Source organism: Mesorhizobium sp. BR1-1-15 (genome assembly GCF_020165475.1).
Taxonomy (GTDB): domain Bacteria; phylum Pseudomonadota; class Alphaproteobacteria; order Rhizobiales; family Rhizobiaceae; genus Mesorhizobium.
In genome coordinates this window covers 264522-279767 of the sequence record NZ_JAIUIF010000005.1, presented here as the reverse complement: position 1 = coordinate 279767, position 15246 = coordinate 264522, and the positions used below count along the sequence as shown (strand labels likewise).

The window sequence follows — 15246 nt, the reverse complement described above, 5'->3', positions numbered from 1 at the left end:
TCATGAAATCATCGATCGGGAAATCATGGATCGGGGCCGCCGTGCTGGCGGCGGGAATGCTGGCCGCCGGCGCGGCCTTGGCCGACGACGTCGTTCGCCACAAGATTCCGAATTCGGATTTTCCGATCCTGCGCGCCGTCGAGGTGCCGGCCGGCAAGACCACGGTCTATCTCAGCGGCGCCGTGCCGTCGGTCATCGACGAGAAGGCGGACAAGGCGACGGTCGCCGCCTATGGCGACACCGAGGCCCAGACCGGCTCGGTGCTGAAGTCGATCGACAAGACGCTGGCCGATCTCGGCCTGAAGATGGGCGACGTCGTCAAGATGCAGGTCTTCCTGGTCGGCGATCCCGCCAAGGGCGGCAAGATGGATTTCGCCGGTTTCATGAAAGGCTACACGAAGTTTTTCGGGACCAAGGACCAGCCGAACCTGCCGACGCGTTCGGTGGTGCAGGTCGCGGGCCTTGCCGGCCCCGGCTTCCTGGTCGAAATCGAAGTGACCGCCGTGCGGCCCTGAAGCCGGGGCGTTCGGCCAGCCCGTCGAGCCAGGATGCCGAACGGGCTGGCGAGGCGCGGATCTGGCGGGCCGCGAACCGGGGCGGCTGAAGCGGCCTCGCTCGCCCAGGCACCCACCGAAAGGCGGAGCCGGGCGATGTTGACCCGCCAGTGAGGGCTAAACCGCGCGGAGCCCACGCCCATGCACTAGCCATTCGTCGAAGGCAGGTTGCGGGATCGCGGACGGAAAACCGCCTCACGCTTTTCCCGGAATTGCCCTAGCCTCGCCTCTTCAGCGCAGGGAGAGCGAGATGACCTCAAGTTTCACCGTTCATGACGCCAGCGGATATGAGCAGCTCATGGGCCGCTGGAGCCGCAAGCTCGCGCCCAAATTCATCGACTTCGCCGGGCTTGCCCGCGGCGAAAAGATCCTCGACGTCGGCTGCGGCACCGGCAGCCTGACATTCGAGCTGGCCAAATCCGCCGACCTCGCGGCGATCGCGGCAATCGACTTTTCGCCCGTCTTCGTCGAGGCGGCGAAGCGGCGCAACACCGACCCGCGCATCGAGATCCAGCAAGCCGACGCCACCGCCTTGCCGTTCGCCGACGATGGTTTCGACCGCGCGCTGGCGCTGCTCGTGCTCCACTTCGTGCCGGAGGCCGGCAAGGCGGTGGGCGAGATGCGCCGCGTGGTGCGGCCGGGCGGCGTGGTGGCGGCCGTCGTGTGGGATCATCTCGGTGGCATGCCCGGCATGCGCATGATGATCGACACGGTGGCCGCGCTCAGCGAAGGCGGACGCCAGATGCGCAGCCGCTATTGCTTCCAGCCGATGATGCAGCCGGGCGAAATGAAGCGGACTTTTGTCGAGCAGGACCTGGCCGACGTGACCGAAACCGAGCTGATGATCCGCATGGACTACCGGGACTTCGACGACTATTGGGCGCCGATAGCGGCCGGCGAAGGCCCGCTCGGCAAATACATGATGACGCTCGATCCAGCCGAGCGGACGCGCAGCGAGGCCGCCGTCCGCGATGCCTATGAGGCCGGCCGGCCGGATGGCGCGCGGTCGTTTGCGAACGTTGCCTGGGCTTGCAGGGGCGTGGTGCGGTAAGGGCGCCGAAGAACCGCCCATCCGCCATCTGCCGCCCAGGCCGGTCTCCATGAAGACGCACCGGCGCTATTGCGGCAGACCGGCGGCCTGCAGCGCCTCGCCGAGGCATTGCGCGACCGCCGGGGCGCAATGTACGGCGGCGAACTGCCGACCGTAGCGAAACGTCGGATGCAGCTCACGCACCCGCGCCGCTGCCGCCATCGCCTCGTCCAGCCGGCCGAGCTTGGCCAAGGCGGCGGCCAGTTGCACATAGGTGATGCTGTGGGCGGGATTGGCCTGCACCGACCTGTATGCGGCACGGCAGGCCTCGTCATAGCGGCCGCGCAGCAGATGGCTCATCGCCTGCGCGTCGAAGGCGGCGAAGGCCCAGGGGTCGAAGGGGCTGAGCCGCATCCCGCGCTCGCTCCACGCGATGGCCTGCTCCGCTTCGCCGCTCCAGCCGAGGATGACGCTGCCCAGAATGTAGGTCAGGGCGGATGACGGGCTGACGGCAAGCGCGGCTTCCAGGGCGGTGAAGGCGGCCTTGCGGTCATGTCCATCCATGCCGATCGAAAACCCCGCAAGGGTAAGCGCGGCCGCGTCGTCCTGTCCGTGCAGGATGGCCAGCCGGGCATGGCGTACCGAAGCCTCGCGATCGGCTTCCTGCAAGCCGGCGCGAAGGAACAGGCAATGATGGCACATGGCGGCATTGCCGTGGGCAAGCGCATAGGTCGGCTCGAGTTCGATGGCGCGTTCGAGCAGCACGAGCGCCTGCGCCACCCGTTCGGGCATGCCGGAACCCACGTCCGGCTGGGCGCGCAGCACGAGGTCGTAGGCATCGAGACTGTCGGGGCGCTTGCGCCTCACCCTCTCGATTTCGACGCGCCGCAGGCTGGGCGCGATCGCGCCGACGGCCGCCAGCGCGATCTCATCCTGGAGCGCGAAAATATCGGCGGAGGCGCGGTCGAAGCGCTCGGCCCATATGTGGGCGCCGGTCGAGGTGTCGATCATCTGGCCGGTGACGCGCACGCTGCCGCCGGCCCTGCGCACGCTGCCTTCGAGCACATAGTGGACGCCGAGCTCGCGGCCGACCTGCTTCACGGCCACCGCGCGCCCCTTATAGGTGAAGGAGGAGTTGCGCGCGATGACGAACAGCCAGTTGATGCGCGCCAGGCCGGTGGTGATGTCGTCGACGATGCCGTCGGCGAAATAGTCCTGCTCCGGATCACCGCTCAGGTTCGAGAACGGCAGAACCGCGATCGAAGGCTTGCCGGGCCATGTCAGCGTTGCCGCCTCGGGGCCGAGACCACCGATCGCGACCTCGGGCCCGACATAGCGATAGCCGTGCCGCGGCAGCGTCTCGATCCAGCTTCCGCCGCCGGCCGCGCTCTCCAGCATGCGCCTGGCCGCCGCGATCTGCACCGTCAGATTGCTGTCCTCGATCGCTTGGCCCGGCCATGCGGCGTCGATCAGCGCCTGCTTGGGAACCGGCTTGCCCGTGCGTTCGACAAGCAGCGCCAGCAGCGCGACGGCCCGTTGGCCGAGCGGCGTCGGCTGGTCACCGTGGAACAGGATCCCGGCTTCGCCGTCGATGCGAAAGGGGCCAAAGGCGAGGCTCGTTGCCATTCCCGAAGGAGATACCGTTTGCAATCTTTTCGCAATGATTTCGCAACGGCTTCACGACTGGCCGGCCGGGTAGAGGCATCCTGTGCCGGTGGCTGCGGGAAAAAGCAGCGAACCGATGGAGGATCAAATGAGCGCCGCCCCTGTCATCCGGATGCCCGACGAGAACAAGGGGGTCATGCTGCGTGGCCAGCCGATGGTGTTTCTCGTCACCGGCGAGGATACCAGACACACGAGCATGTTCGACTGGACCATACCGGCCGGCTTCGCCACCGGCCTGCATATCCATCGCGTGCAGGAAGAGACCTTCTATGTGCTTGACGGCGAATGTGTCTGGCACGTCGGCGGAAAGGTGATCCGGGCGACGCCGGGCACCTTCCTGTTCATTCCGCCCGGCGTGCAGCACAACATCACCAATGTCGGCGAAAAACCGGCCCGCGTGCTGATGACCGTCTCGCCGCCCGGGCATGAGCATTATTTCGAGGAACTTGCCAGGCTGGCCGCAAAGAGCTCCCCGGACCCGAAGGCGCTTGCCGAGCTGCGGAACCGCTACGACACCGACCAGCTCTCCACGTTGACGGCGAGTGCCTAGGCGCAGTTGGTACATAGGCGTGATCGGCATGCTTCCGGCGTAACGGCGGCCTTCGGTGCCTCGGATGCCTGGACACAGCAAAGATCATCGCTGCGGCCGAGAGCCGGCCGTCCGACGCGGAGAATCCTGCACCTGGATAAAAGCGCCCAATGGTCTAAGTTGTGCCCGGAGGCTCCCGACGTCTTTTCGCAAAAGGTTCCCGAATGACACTTGGCGGACCGCGCCCGACCTGGCTTACTTTCGACTGCTACGGCACGCTGATCCAGTGGGATGAAGGGCTGATGACCGCGATGGAGACGATCCTGTCGCGCAAGGGCCGCAGGATCGAGGCGCAGAAATTCATCCCGGTCTACGACCGGCACGAACACCAGCTCGAGCATACCAAGCCGCACCTCTCCTTCGCCGAGGTGACCGCCAAAGCGCTGCATCTGGCGATGCAGGACTTTTCGCTGGAAGCGGAAGCCGGAGACGCCGAACTGCTGACATCCTCGATCGGCCGCATGCCGCCCTTCCCGGAGGTCGTCGCGACGCTGCAAAGGCTGAAGCAAGCCGGCTTCAGGCTGGCGATCATCTCCAACACCGGCGACGCCATCATCGCCGGCAATGTCGCGCAGCTGGGCGGCGCCATCGACCGGGTCATCACGGCGCAACAGGCGCAGGCCTACAAGCCGTCGCGGCAAATCTTCGAACACGCCTGGCGCACCCTTGGCGTGACCAGGAACGAGCTGGTCCACATCTGCGCCAGCCCGCATCTCGACCTGACCGCCGCACGCGACCTCCACTTCCGCGCGGTCTGGGTCGATCGCGGGACGGGACGACGCCCGCCGGCGGATTATGAGCCGGACGCGGTGGCGCATGGGCTGGATGATGTGCCGGGGTTTTTTGGGGCGGCTGGGTGGATTTAGGATATCGGAGGGTTGGGCGCGTAGGGTTGAACCACTCCAAAGCCCTTCGGGCCAAAAGTGTCACCCATGTCTCCGGTATAAACCGTAACCTATGTGTCCGGGCCGTACACCCGATTTCCTTGGCGCACCCGACAGGATTCGAACCTGTGACCTCTGCCTTCGGAGGGCAGCGCTCTATCCAGCTGAGCTACGGGTGCTTCCCGGCGGGCCGGAAAACGAACCGGGTGAACCGGCAAGTCACGGCTTCTTAGCGGAAGCGGGCGCGGGCTTCAACGGGCAATTGGAGATTGGCGCGGCGTCGCCTGGTGGGGTGGATTGGTCCTTTCACGGGTGCGGGCCTGTTGGATGTGGCGCTCCCCCTCTCCGTCTCGGCTTCGCCGAGCCACCTTGCCGGGGCGAGCCCAGGGTCTCGCCCGTCCTTCGAGCCCCCAGTTTGTGGGGCGAGGAACCTCCCTCACCCGCCCGCCTCACCTCGCACCGCCCGCCTCCTCACTCCCCGTGCCGCCCTCTTCGCCTTCTTCGCTCCGGTCAGCTCATGCATGGCGTCGAGCTGCATCTGCTGCATCTCGGCCAGGCGCGTCCATTGGCGCGAGATGAGGTAGTCCAGTTTTTCGTGCAAATGGCGCACTTCGAGCTCGGCCTTGAGGTTGACGCGGTAGTCGTTGAAGGAGCGCAGGCGGTCTTTCACCTCCTGGCGCTTCTGGCTCATCATGATGATGGGCGCCTGGATGGCGGCGATGCAGGAGAGCAGCAGGTTGAGCAGGATGAAGGGGTAGGGATCGAAGGCGCGGTTCAAGCCCTCGAACAGGTTGATGGCGATCCACACCAGGAGCACGCCGGCGAACGAGATCAGGAACCACCAGCTGCCGCCGAAGGCCGCCATGTTGTCGGAGACGCGGTCGGCAAAGGAGCGGTGCTCCTCGAACTCCTCTTCCGAGTTTTCCGAAATCGTGTCCTGCCTGGCGATCGATTCCACCACCTGGCGGTCGAGCTCGGAAAATTCGCCGTGCTCCTGCTGGAGCAGCTCCTCCATGTAGCGCATGCGGTAGCGGCCGAGCTCCTCGCGGCTGATGCGGGCGCCATGCGGCAGGTCCGGATGGTCGGAGCGGATGCGGTCGGCCAGGCTCGGGCGCAGATCGTCGATGCGCACCAGGTCGCGCTTGCGGAATTTGCGGCCCGAGATCGCCGACGGTCTTTTCTTGGGCTTGGCCCGCGAAGCGCCGGGCAAGGCCGGCTCTGAGTCCGGCACCTCCGGCGTGTCGAAATGCTCGTCCGAAACCCCGTGCAGGTCCTCCCCCGTGGTCGGCGCCTCGAAATATTCGCCGCCGCTGTCATTGTCCGCCTGCTGCTCGGACGCCTTGGGAACGGTGCTCATGATGCGGGCTCCTGCTGTGGTGGAAGACGATAGACCGATGCGGCGATGCTTAGCCAGCATCGCGGCGATTTGGCATGCCCATGCCACGCCTTGCGGACGATTGCGTGACAGGAAGGGGCAGCGGGCCGCCTTTCGGGGCTGGTAGAGAGACATTCGAGGTTGGCGTCGGCTCAATGAAATCGTCATCAACCCCCTGGGGGAACCATAACGGGGGCGAAGCTCCGTCGCGGAGCCTGGATCCATTCCGTGACATTGGCGGCGGTGGAGCAGAATTGCGAACCGTTGCGGCGCCTGCCGAGTCGCGGCATGGATCCTCGCGCCGCGTCGCTACGCTCCTTGCTCCGCCCGTGGATGACGAAGTGATTGGCCGGCGCCTGGGCGACGGCAACAAAAACCCGCCTTGCGGCGGGTGGCCGGCGCAAATCAGCACCATAGCGAAAATAGTAGCATAGTTGCCTTCACCCTGTCAAGAAAAAATTCCTATCGGGTCAAGTGGACGCCATCGCCCGCTTTCGAGCGACTGCGCCGCCCCTCACTGTCCTGCCGGACATCTCTCCCCGTAGAACGGGGAGAGAGGGGCTGTTATCGCCGGTTTCGCCCATCACCAACGCTGCAAAAGGGTGCCGAGGTTGCGGCCAGCCCCTTCTCCCCGTCACTATACGGGGAGAAGTGCCCGGCAGGGCGATGAGGGGCGGCACCGACTTCGATAGTTGAGCAAGCTGGTCCGAAGCGAGGCAGCCCCGCAGTTCGCCCGCTCACTGCTGTTCGGCGTACATCACCCTGGTCGGGGCGTCGGCTATCGCCGGCGACAGGCTGCGCTGGATCAGCGCCTCGACATGGTCGTTGCGCTGGCGGGCGCTGTCGGCGCCCATCACCACCACGATCAGCTGGCGGCCGTCGGCTTCGTAGGAGGTGACGATGTTGAAGCCGGAGGCCCTGATATAGCCGGTCTTGATGCCGTTCACGCCGCGCACGCGGCCGAGCATGTCGTTGTGGCCGCGCACCAGCCGGCCGCGGAACATGAAGTCGCTTTCGGAAAAATAGTGGAAATGCTGGGGGAAGCGCTGGTGCAGCGCCATGCCGAGCACCGCCATGTCGCGCGCGCTGGTGACCTGGCCGTCGTCGGGCAGGCCCGAGGCGTTGCGGAAAATGGTGCTGGTCATGCCGAGCTGGCGCGCCTTCGACGTCATCATGGCGGCGAACTCGTCCTCCGAGCCGCCGAGATATTCGCCCACCGCCACCGCCACGTCATTGGCCGACTTGACGACGATGGCGCGGATGGCGGAATCGACGTCGATCGTTTCCCCGCGCCGGAAGCGCATCTTGGTCGGCGGCTGCGAGGCGGCATGGTCGGAGACCGGGATCTGCGTTTCCTTGGAGACGCGGCCGCTCTCCATCGCCTCGAACAGGAGGTAGAGCGTCATCATCTTGGTCAGCGAGGCCGGATAGCGCGGCGCCCTCGAATTGACCTCGAACAGCTGCTTGCTGCTCCTGATATCGACGACGATGGCGGCGTATTTCTGCGGCGGCGCCGGCACGGCGAGCACAGAGTCCGGCGGGGTCGTGGTCGAGCAGCCCGCAGCCATCAGCAACAGGCCAAGGGCGACGAAAAGTCTCTGGACGAGCGGAAGGCGACGCTGGTGGGACAAGGGCAAGTCTGTTCGGGTCAGGCTGTTGCTGAGATGCGGCGAAGCTAACGTAACCCGCCAGCCGCGTCCATTTGGTTAATGGCGGTAGCCCCAGCTTTGTCTGCTTTCGCAAGCTTGTGTTCCAAGGACGATGCAAAATGCCGGTCGCGGTGCTTGCGCATCCGGTGGCGAACGGTTCTTGTTGCGCCTTCGGATTCGATGAGAGCGCTATGGATACGGTCACCCTCAAGGCACGCGGCATTTCGGTTTCGCTCGACACCACGGTCGGCCATATCGCCGACATGGTGGTCGAGGATGGCGGGCGCCAATTGCGGCCGCTGCACCGCGCACCCTGGGTCGGCGCGCCACGCGAGACGCTGCCGGCCGACTTGCCCGAGGGCACGGTACGGCTGTCCGGCGATTTCCTGTGCGCGCCGTTTTCGCGCAGCGACGTCGAGGAAGCGCCGCTGCATGGCTGGCCAGCCAACAGCGCCTGGGACGTCACCGAAAGCAGCGCCGTGGACGGCGGCTGGCGAGCCGTTTTCCGGCTGCGCCGCAAGGTCATGGGCGCGACAGTCGACAAGATCCTGACGCTGCGCGACGGCCATGCCTTTCTCTACCAGGAACATGTATTTTCCGGCGGCCACGGCGCGATCTCCGTCGCCCATCATCCGATGACGGCGATGACGGATGGCGGCCGGCTGGCCTTTTCGCCAAAACGCTTCGCCGCCTCGCCCGCCGATCCGCTGGAGCCCGATCCCACGCGCGGCCGCTTCCTGCTCGCCTATCCCGGACGCAGCAGCGATCTCGGCCATTTTCCCGCCGCCGGCGGCGGCACGCTCGACCTGACGGATTACCGCATGGACGACCGGCGCGAGGATTTTGTCACGCTGGTCGAGGCCGATCATGGCGGGCCGGGCTGGACGGCCCTGGCGCGCCGGGCCGAGGACGATTTGGTTCTGGTGCTGAAGAACCCGGCGGAGCTGCCGGTCACCATGCTGTGGTTCAGCAATGGCGGCCGCGACTACGCGCCGTGGAGCGGCCGGCATCTCGGCGTGCTCGGCATCGAGGACGGGCGCACGGCGATAGGCCATGCCGCCTCGATCGGCGACAACTGGCTGACGCGCGAAGGCGTGGCGACGGCGTTCGCACTCGGTGAAGGCCCCAGCGTCTCCTTCCGCCATGTCATCGGCGCACTGCCGCTGGCGGGCACCGAGCCGCCGCAAGAGGTCACCACGGCGGACGGCCGCATGCGGCTCTTGGGCCGAGGCTCGGCGCGGGAGGTGCCGTTCGACAGCGATTTCCTGCGCATCGGGCAGGCCGCGGCTGGTTGAGCGGATTGGCTTCGAACGTCGGCGTTTCGACACTTGACCACCGCACCTTACCCAAAATGCCGGTTTGAAATTTCCGCCGAGTGCCGCCAGAATAACGGTCGCGCCAACCATCAGGGGCAAGCGAGGCCGCCATGTCCGAAATCGCCCATCTCGCCGCCACCATCTTCAAGCGCGCCGCAAAGGCAAAGCGCTTCATCGTCGCCATTGCCGGACCGCCGGGGGCCGGCAAGTCGACATTGTCGGCGAGCCTGCACGATCTGCTGCCGGAAGGCGCCGTGGAGGTCGTGCCGATGGACGGCTTCCACTATGACGACGTCGTTCTCAACCAGCGCGGGCTGCGCGCGCGAAAGGGCGCGCCGGATACGTTCGACTTCGGCGGCTTCGAGACGCTTCTGAAGCGCATCCGGGCCGGCGAGCCCGACATCGCCATCCCGGTGTTCGACCGCGGCATGGAACTGTCGCGCGCGGCGGCGGCGATCATCGGCGCGGAGACCAAATTCATCCTGGTCGAGGGCAATTATCTGCTGCTCGACGAGGAGCCGTGGTCGCGGCTGGCGCCGCTGTTCGATTTCTCGATCTTCGTCGAGGTGCCGCGCAACGAGCTCGAGCGCCGGCTGATGGAGCGCTGGCACGAACATGGCCGCTCCGAGGAGGATGCGCGCGCCTGGATCGCCTCCAACGACATGCCCAACATCGAACGCGTGCTGGCGCGGCGCCGGGCGGCCGACCTGGTGATTGGTTAACCTGCTTAATTGTCGGTATTTTTCGACGGGAACCTTAAGGGGTTTCGCACCGTTATGGCCGGGAACCGATTGTCCTGCGTAAGGGGATTTTGCAATGGCAACCAAGGCAAGAAAACCCGCGACCGCCAAGACCAGGACGACGAAAACGACGCAGGCGAAAGCCGGCGCTGGTCCGGCGATCGCCGAACGTTCGAAGGACGCAAAGCCCAGCTTCGGCAAGGCCGCGCCTCGGAAGGTCGCGGCCGCGGCCGCAAAGCCGGCCAGCGCGCGCAAGCCGGCGCCAGAGAAATCCGGCGCCGTCCGCACCGTGGCAAGCGTCGCGGCCGGCGCGGTGGTGGCGACGGCACGCGGCGCCGCTTCGCTGGCGGCTTCCGTGATGGGCAAGGGCGGCCCGAAAGCCAAGGCGAAATAGCCCAGCCGGGCCGGCCAAGGCTACGATATCCCGCGCCCCAGGGCGGCCGGGCCGCTTCAGCCCTTTGCCGGGAGTGTCAGCCCCTTCTGCACCGCCGGCCGAGCCAGGCCGCGCTCCAGCCATGCCGCCACATGCGCGAAATCATCGAAGCCGACGAGGTCGCGCGCTTCATAGAAGCCGATCAGATTGCGCACCCAGCCGATGAGCGAGATGTCGGCGATGGTGTAGTCATTGTCCATGATCCATCGGCGGCCCTTCAGCCTGCCGTCGAGAACGCCGAGCAGGCGGCGCGATTCATCGCGGTAGCGCTCCAGCGGCCGCTTGTCGGCGATCTCGCGGCCGGCGAATTTGTGGAAAAAGCCGACCTGGCCGAAGATCGGGCCGACGGCCGCCATCTGGAAGAACACCCACTGGATCGTCTCGTAGCGCCGCGCCGCGTCCGCCGGGACGAGCAGGCCGGTCTTGTCGGCGAGGTAGAGCAGGATGGCGCCGGACTCGAACAGGCCGATCGGCTTGCCGTCGGGACCGTTCGGATCGATGATCGCCGGTATCTTGCCGTTGGGATTGAGCGACAGGAATTCCGGCGTCCAGCTTTCGTTTTTGCCGATGTCCACATAATGCGGCTCGTAGGCCAGGCCGATCTCTTCCAGGGCGATCGATATCTTCACCCCGTTCGGGGTCGTCGCCGAATAGAGCTGGATCCGGTCCGGATGCCTGGCCGGCCAGCGGGCGGTGATTGGAAAGGCGGACAGGTCGGCCATCGAGAACTCCTGGGCGGGATTTCGCACCGAGCGGCGCGGTCTGGGTGGGGTCGGCAAAGAATTAGGCGTACGCCCCGGCACGATCAATGCGGCGTCAGGCGTTTGGCCGTGCACGCACAGTCAACAAATCGAATGATGCCGGCATCGGGAGCCGGCAGATTGACCTGCCGGGCAGAACATGATCGCCCGGGATCAGATCGCCTTGAAGGCCAGCACCGCATTGGTGCCGCCAAAGGCGAAGCCGTTGCTGATGGCGGCGCGCACCTTGCGCTCGCGCGCGACGTTCGGCGTCACGTCGAGATCGCAATCGGGGTCGGCCTCGCGGAAATTCGCCGTGGGCGGCACCACGCCCTCTCGGATCGCCATCACGCAGGCGATCATCTCCAGCCCGCCCGAGGCGCCAAGGCAATGGGCATGCATCGACTTGGTCGAGGAGACGGAAAGCGAGCGCGCGTGCTCGCCGAAGACGCGCTTGATCGCGGCGGTCTCGATCTGGTCATTGGCCTTGGTGCCGGTGCCGTGCGCATTGAGGTAATCGATGTCCTCGGGATTCAGCCCGGCGTCCGCCAGGCAGAAACGCATCGCCGCTTCCGGCCCTTCTATGGTCGGCGCAACGATGTCGGAGGCATCGGCCGAGAGGCCGGCGCCGACGATTTCGGCGAGGATGTTTGCGCCGCGCGCCACCGCATGGTCGTAGCTTTCCAGAACCGCCATGCCGGCGCCTTCGCCGAGCACCAGGCCCTGACGGTCGGCCGAAAATGGCCGGCAGGTATCGGGCGACAGCACGCGCAGCGCCTCCCACCCCTTCAGCACGCCCCAGACCAGCGGTGCCTCGGTGCCGCCGGCGACCATGACGTCGGCGCGGCCGAGCCTGATCTGGTCGACCGCCGATGCGATGGCGTGGTTGGCCGACGAGCAGGCCGAAGTGACGCCGAACACCGGTCCGCGCAGGCCGAGATGCATGCTGACCTGGCCGGCGGCGGCGCCCGGCATGACCTTCGGCACCGTGAAGATGCCGGCGCGATTCTTGCCCTCGATCAGGATGGCGCGATAGTTCTCCTCGACCGTCTCGAAGCCGCAGACGCCGATGCCGATAACGGCACCCATGCGGTAGGTATTGTCCGCATGGGCGGCCAAACCGGACTGCTGTAAGGCTTCGCGGGCGGCAATCACCGCCAACAGGCTGAAACGGTCCATCGAGACCAGCTGCTTGCGCTCGATGCCATGGTCGGGCAGCCCCTTGATCTCGCAGCCGATCTTGACCTTCAAATCGTGCAGGAACGGGTTATCGATGGGGCCGATCGCCGAGCGGCCGGCGCGCATCTCGGTCCAGATCGCCGGCACGTCGGTGCCAAGCCCGCACAAACCGCCGATGCCGGTAATGACGACGCGCTTGTGCATCCGGTCAGGCTTTTTTCGCGATCAGCGCGCGAACGGCCTCGACCATGTCGCCAACATTCTTCAGGTTGCTCCAGGCATCGACCGTGTTCATCTCGATCTCGATGCCATACTGCTCCTCGAGATCGAAGATGATCTCGGTCAGTTCCAGCGAATGGATGCCGAGCGCCGTCAATTCGGTGCTGGTGGTGATCTCCTCGCCGCCCGGCTCGGCATGAGCCTTGATCTTTTCGATGATTTCGGTCGCCAGTTGGTCAGCCATTCGGTTTCTTCCCCACTTTGTCGTTTCCCGACGCCAACTGAACAGCGCCTTTTTGTCCTCGATATCAGGCCGCGACCGTCGCCTTGGACCCCCGCCAGGCGTCGCATGAGCGTACCAAGGTGGCTCCCTCTATAGAAACGGAAACGCCATCAAGCAACAAGCTATATATCGACAAAACCGCCGCGGTGCTTAACCTGACGGCGTGGATACGATCGAACATACCGGATTTTCGGCCCCGCCGGCGCAGCGGGCGGCCGGACTGGCGCAGCTCGCCTGCGCCAGTCAAGACGGCCGCACACGGCTGCGCCGCCTCTATCAGGACGGTTCCGCCAAGATAAGGATGCCGGCCGTTTCCGGCGGCCCGCTGGAAGCCGTGCTGATCAACACCGCGGGCGGGCTGACCGGAGGCGACCGCCTCGGCTGGGAGATCGAGGTCGGCGCGCATGCCAGCGCCACGATAACGACGCAGGCCTGCGAGAAAATCTATCGCGCCGCTTCCGACCGGGCCGAAGTCAGCGTCCGGCTAACGGTCGGCGAAAACGGCCGCGTCGCCTGGCTGCCGCAGGAGACCATCGTTTTCGACCGATCGGCCTTTGCCCGCACGCTCGACCTTGATCTTGCCGCCGGCGCCGAGGCGCTGGTGCTGGAAGCCACCGTCTTCGGCCGGACGGCGATGGGCGAACGCGCGGTCCAGGGCGGCTTTCACGACCGCTGGCGCGTCCGCCGGGGCGGGGCTCTCATCCATGCCGAGGATTTCCGCATCGGGCCCGACATCGCCGCGACCCTGGCGCGCCCACCGATTGCCGGCGGCGCCGTCGCCATGGCGACGGTGCTATTGATCTCGCCGCGGGCGGAAGCGCTTCTCGATCCGGTTCGGGAGATCATCGGCGGCCAGGGCGGCGCCAGCACCTGGAGCGTGCAGGAATCTGGCAAGCTTCTTGCGAGGCTGTATGCCGGCGACGGCTACCGGCTGCGCCAGCATCTGGTTCCGCTCGTCGGCTTGCTCAACGGAAAGGCGGGGCTGCCCAAAATATGGTCACTGTGATCGTGTCCGCATCATTTCAGGGAAACGCATGAACCTGACGCCGAGGGAAAAGGACAAGCTGCTGATAGCCATGGCGGCGGTCGTGGCGCGCAAGCGTCTGGAGCGCGGCGTCAGGCTCAATCATCCGGAGGCGATCGCGCTGATCACCGACTTCGTCGTCGAAGGCGCCCGCGACGGCCGTCCCGTCGCCGAGCTGATGGAAGCCGGCGCCCACGTCGTCAGCCGCGCGCAGGTGATGGAAGGCATCGCCGAGATGATCCATGACGTGCAGGTGGAGGCGACATTCCCCGACGGCACCAAGCTGGTGACCGTGCATGAGCCGATACGGTGAGGAGACAGATATGCTTGAGCTGCGCCCGAACTGCGAATGCTGCGACAAGGACCTGCCGCCGGAGGCGACGGATGCGCTAATCTGCACCTTCGAATGCACCTTCTGCGCCGATTGCGTCGAAGACGTGCTCGGCGGCGTCTGCCCCAATTGCGGCGGCAATTTTTCGGCACGGCCGATCCGTCCGGCGGCAATGCTGAAGAAATATCCCGCTTCGACCACGCGCATCCTCAAGGCTGAGGGTTGTGGCCCGCGCGAGGCCGCGTGAACGCCAGACGACCCTGATAGGCCAGACGATCCTGATAGGAAAGACGCACCGATGATCTCAGCACAGATGAAACGCACAGCCCTCTCGGCGATTCTGCTCATGGCAGCCGCCATGCCCGCTTATGCCCATGTCGGGGCCGGCACGACCTCCTCCTTCGCGGCCGGCTTCATGCATCCGCTCTCCGGCCTCGACCACATCACGGTAATGGTCGCGGTCGGCCTGTGGGCGGCACAGAAAGGCGGCGAGGCTGTGTGGGCATGGCCGGCCGCGTTCGTCGGCGTCATGCTGGCCGGCGGCGCGCTCGGCATGCTGCATGTGCCGCTGCCCTTCGTCGAGCCGGGCATACTGGCGTCGGTGGTGGCGCTCGGATTGTTCGTGGCGCTGGCCGTCGATCTTCCTGTCACGGCCGGCGTCGCCATCATCGGCGCGTACGCGCTGTTTCATGGCCACGCCCATGGCACCGAAGTGCCGGAAAATGCCGCAGGGCTTGAATATATGGCCGGCTTTGCCGTCGCCACGACGCTGCTGCACGCCGTCGGCATCGCCGCCGGGCTTGGCCTCGGCAGGCGATTTCGCGTGCTCGTGCGGGCCGCGGGTGCCGCCTGCACGGCGATAGGGCTCGGCCTCGTCTTCGGCGCCGTGTGACGAACGATGATCCCAGGTGAAATCATTCCCGCCGACGGCGACATCGACCTGAACAAAGGCCTGCCGACGGTTACGCTCAAAGTGGCCAACAGCGGCGACCGGCCGATCCAGGTCGGCAGCCACTATCATTTCTTCGAGACCAATGAGGGCTTGAAATTCGACCGCGAACAGGCGCGCGGCATGCGCCTCGACATCGCCGCCGGCACCGCCATGCGCTTCGAGCCCGGACAGGAGCGCGACGTTACGCTGGTGCCGCTGGGCGGCAAGCGCGAGGTCTATGGCTTTCAGCAGAAGGTGATGGGCAGGCTGTGAGGCCGAGGGCGTCTCATGCGCGGCGTGCAAA

At 66.1% G+C, this 15246-nt stretch carries 18 protein-coding genes and 1 tRNA gene; 12 read left to right on the top strand and 7 right to left on the bottom strand.

Annotated features, from left to right (window positions below; translation table 11 throughout):
- The first annotated feature begins 2 nt into the window (after positions 1–2).
- Together LB541_RS12100 and LB541_RS12095 are read left to right on the top strand one after the other, a co-directional pair.
- Complete coding sequence (locus LB541_RS12100) at positions 3–515, top strand: RidA family protein (protein WP_140524154.1); 513 nt, start codon at positions 3–5, stop codon at positions 513–515.
- A gap of 289 nt (positions 516–804) precedes the next feature.
- Positions 805–1605 (top strand): class I SAM-dependent methyltransferase, encoded by an 801-nt coding sequence (locus LB541_RS12095; RefSeq protein WP_140524156.1) that lies wholly within the window; start codon positions 805–807, stop codon positions 1603–1605.
- 66 nt (positions 1606–1671) lie between these two features.
- Here LB541_RS12095 and LB541_RS12090 read toward each other — a convergent pair whose 3' ends face one another.
- Positions 1672–3210: a winged helix-turn-helix domain-containing protein gene (locus LB541_RS12090; RefSeq protein WP_140524158.1), complete on the bottom strand. Its 1539-nt coding sequence runs from the start codon at positions 3208–3210 to the stop codon at positions 1672–1674.
- A 127-nt stretch (positions 3211–3337) separates the two neighbouring features.
- On the opposite strand from LB541_RS12090, the gene LB541_RS12085 reads away from it, so the two are divergent.
- Entirely contained in the window at positions 3338–3799 is a 462-nt protein-coding gene (locus LB541_RS12085; RefSeq protein ID WP_224618488.1) for a cupin domain-containing protein, read from the top strand.
- Between the two features lie 203 nt (positions 3800–4002).
- Positions 4003–4704: a haloacid dehalogenase type II gene (locus tag LB541_RS12080; protein ID WP_140524162.1), complete on the top strand. Its 702-nt coding sequence runs from the start codon at positions 4003–4005 to the stop codon at positions 4702–4704.
- 120 nt (positions 4705–4824) lie between these two features.
- Here the strand turns inward: LB541_RS12080 and LB541_RS12075 are convergent.
- The 3 genes from LB541_RS12075 to LB541_RS12065 all read right to left on the bottom strand — a co-directional run bounded on the left by LB541_RS12075 (position 4825) and on the right by LB541_RS12065 (position 7728).
- Positions 4825–4901: transfer RNA gene (locus LB541_RS12075), tRNA-Arg, on the bottom strand.
- Between the two features lie 257 nt (positions 4902–5158).
- Positions 5159–6079: a DUF1003 domain-containing protein gene (locus tag LB541_RS12070; RefSeq protein ID WP_224618487.1), complete on the bottom strand. Its 921-nt coding sequence runs from the start codon at positions 6077–6079 to the stop codon at positions 5159–5161.
- A gap of 755 nt (positions 6080–6834) precedes the next feature.
- Positions 6835–7728, bottom strand: coding sequence for a D-alanyl-D-alanine carboxypeptidase family protein (locus LB541_RS12065; protein ID WP_224618486.1), 894 nt, complete (start codon positions 7726–7728; stop codon positions 6835–6837).
- A gap of 209 nt (positions 7729–7937) precedes the next feature.
- Between LB541_RS12065 and LB541_RS12060 the strand changes: the two genes are divergently transcribed.
- From LB541_RS12060 to LB541_RS12050, 3 genes are all read left to right on the top strand, one after another.
- Positions 7938–9041 (top strand): hypothetical protein, encoded by a 1104-nt coding sequence (locus LB541_RS12060; RefSeq protein ID WP_224618485.1) that lies wholly within the window; start codon positions 7938–7940, stop codon positions 9039–9041.
- Positions 9042–9172: 131 nt separating this feature from the next.
- Positions 9173–9784, top strand: coding sequence for a nucleoside triphosphate hydrolase (locus LB541_RS12055; RefSeq protein ID WP_224618484.1), 612 nt, complete (start codon positions 9173–9175; stop codon positions 9782–9784).
- Between the two features lie 94 nt (positions 9785–9878).
- Positions 9879–10196 (top strand): hypothetical protein, encoded by a 318-nt coding sequence (locus tag LB541_RS12050; protein WP_140559001.1) that lies wholly within the window; start codon positions 9879–9881, stop codon positions 10194–10196.
- Positions 10197–10252: 56 nt separating this feature from the next.
- Here the strand turns inward: LB541_RS12050 and LB541_RS12045 are convergent, their stop codons facing one another.
- The 3 genes from LB541_RS12045 to LB541_RS12035 form a co-directional block, all read right to left on the bottom strand.
- On the bottom strand, positions 10253–10957 hold the full coding sequence (locus tag LB541_RS12045) for a glutathione S-transferase family protein (protein ID WP_224618483.1): 705 nt from the start codon (positions 10955–10957) through the stop codon (positions 10253–10255).
- 192 nt (positions 10958–11149) lie between these two features.
- Positions 11150–12358 (bottom strand): beta-ketoacyl-[acyl-carrier-protein] synthase family protein, encoded by a 1209-nt coding sequence (locus LB541_RS12040; RefSeq protein ID WP_140563585.1) that lies wholly within the window; start codon positions 12356–12358, stop codon positions 11150–11152.
- Positions 12359–12362: 4 nt separating this feature from the next.
- Complete coding sequence (locus LB541_RS12035; RefSeq protein ID WP_140491308.1) at positions 12363–12617, bottom strand: acyl carrier protein; 255 nt, start codon at positions 12615–12617, stop codon at positions 12363–12365.
- Positions 12618–12819: 202 nt separating this feature from the next.
- On the opposite strand from LB541_RS12035, the gene LB541_RS12030 reads away from it, so the two are divergent.
- Genes LB541_RS12030 through LB541_RS12010 form a run of 5 tightly spaced genes read left to right on the top strand, consistent with a single transcriptional unit; the run spans position 12820 to position 15215 of the window.
- On the top strand, positions 12820–13662 hold the full coding sequence (locus LB541_RS12030) for an urease accessory protein UreD (protein ID WP_140559005.1): 843 nt from the start codon (positions 12820–12822) through the stop codon (positions 13660–13662).
- Positions 13663–13690: 28 nt separating this feature from the next.
- Positions 13691–13993 (top strand): urease subunit gamma, encoded by a 303-nt coding sequence (locus tag LB541_RS12025; RefSeq protein WP_140491311.1) that lies wholly within the window; start codon positions 13691–13693, stop codon positions 13991–13993.
- Between the two features lie 10 nt (positions 13994–14003).
- A complete protein-coding gene (locus LB541_RS12020) occupies positions 14004–14258 on the top strand; it encodes a DUF1272 domain-containing protein (protein ID WP_140491313.1) in 255 nt (84 codons plus the stop codon).
- Between the two features lie 51 nt (positions 14259–14309).
- Positions 14310–14903, top strand: coding sequence for a HupE/UreJ family protein (locus tag LB541_RS12015; RefSeq protein ID WP_140582890.1), 594 nt, complete (start codon positions 14310–14312; stop codon positions 14901–14903).
- Positions 14904–14909: 6 nt separating this feature from the next.
- On the top strand, positions 14910–15215 hold the full coding sequence (locus LB541_RS12010; RefSeq protein WP_140491317.1) for an urease subunit beta: 306 nt from the start codon (positions 14910–14912) through the stop codon (positions 15213–15215).
- Positions 15216–15246: the final 31 nt, after the last annotated feature.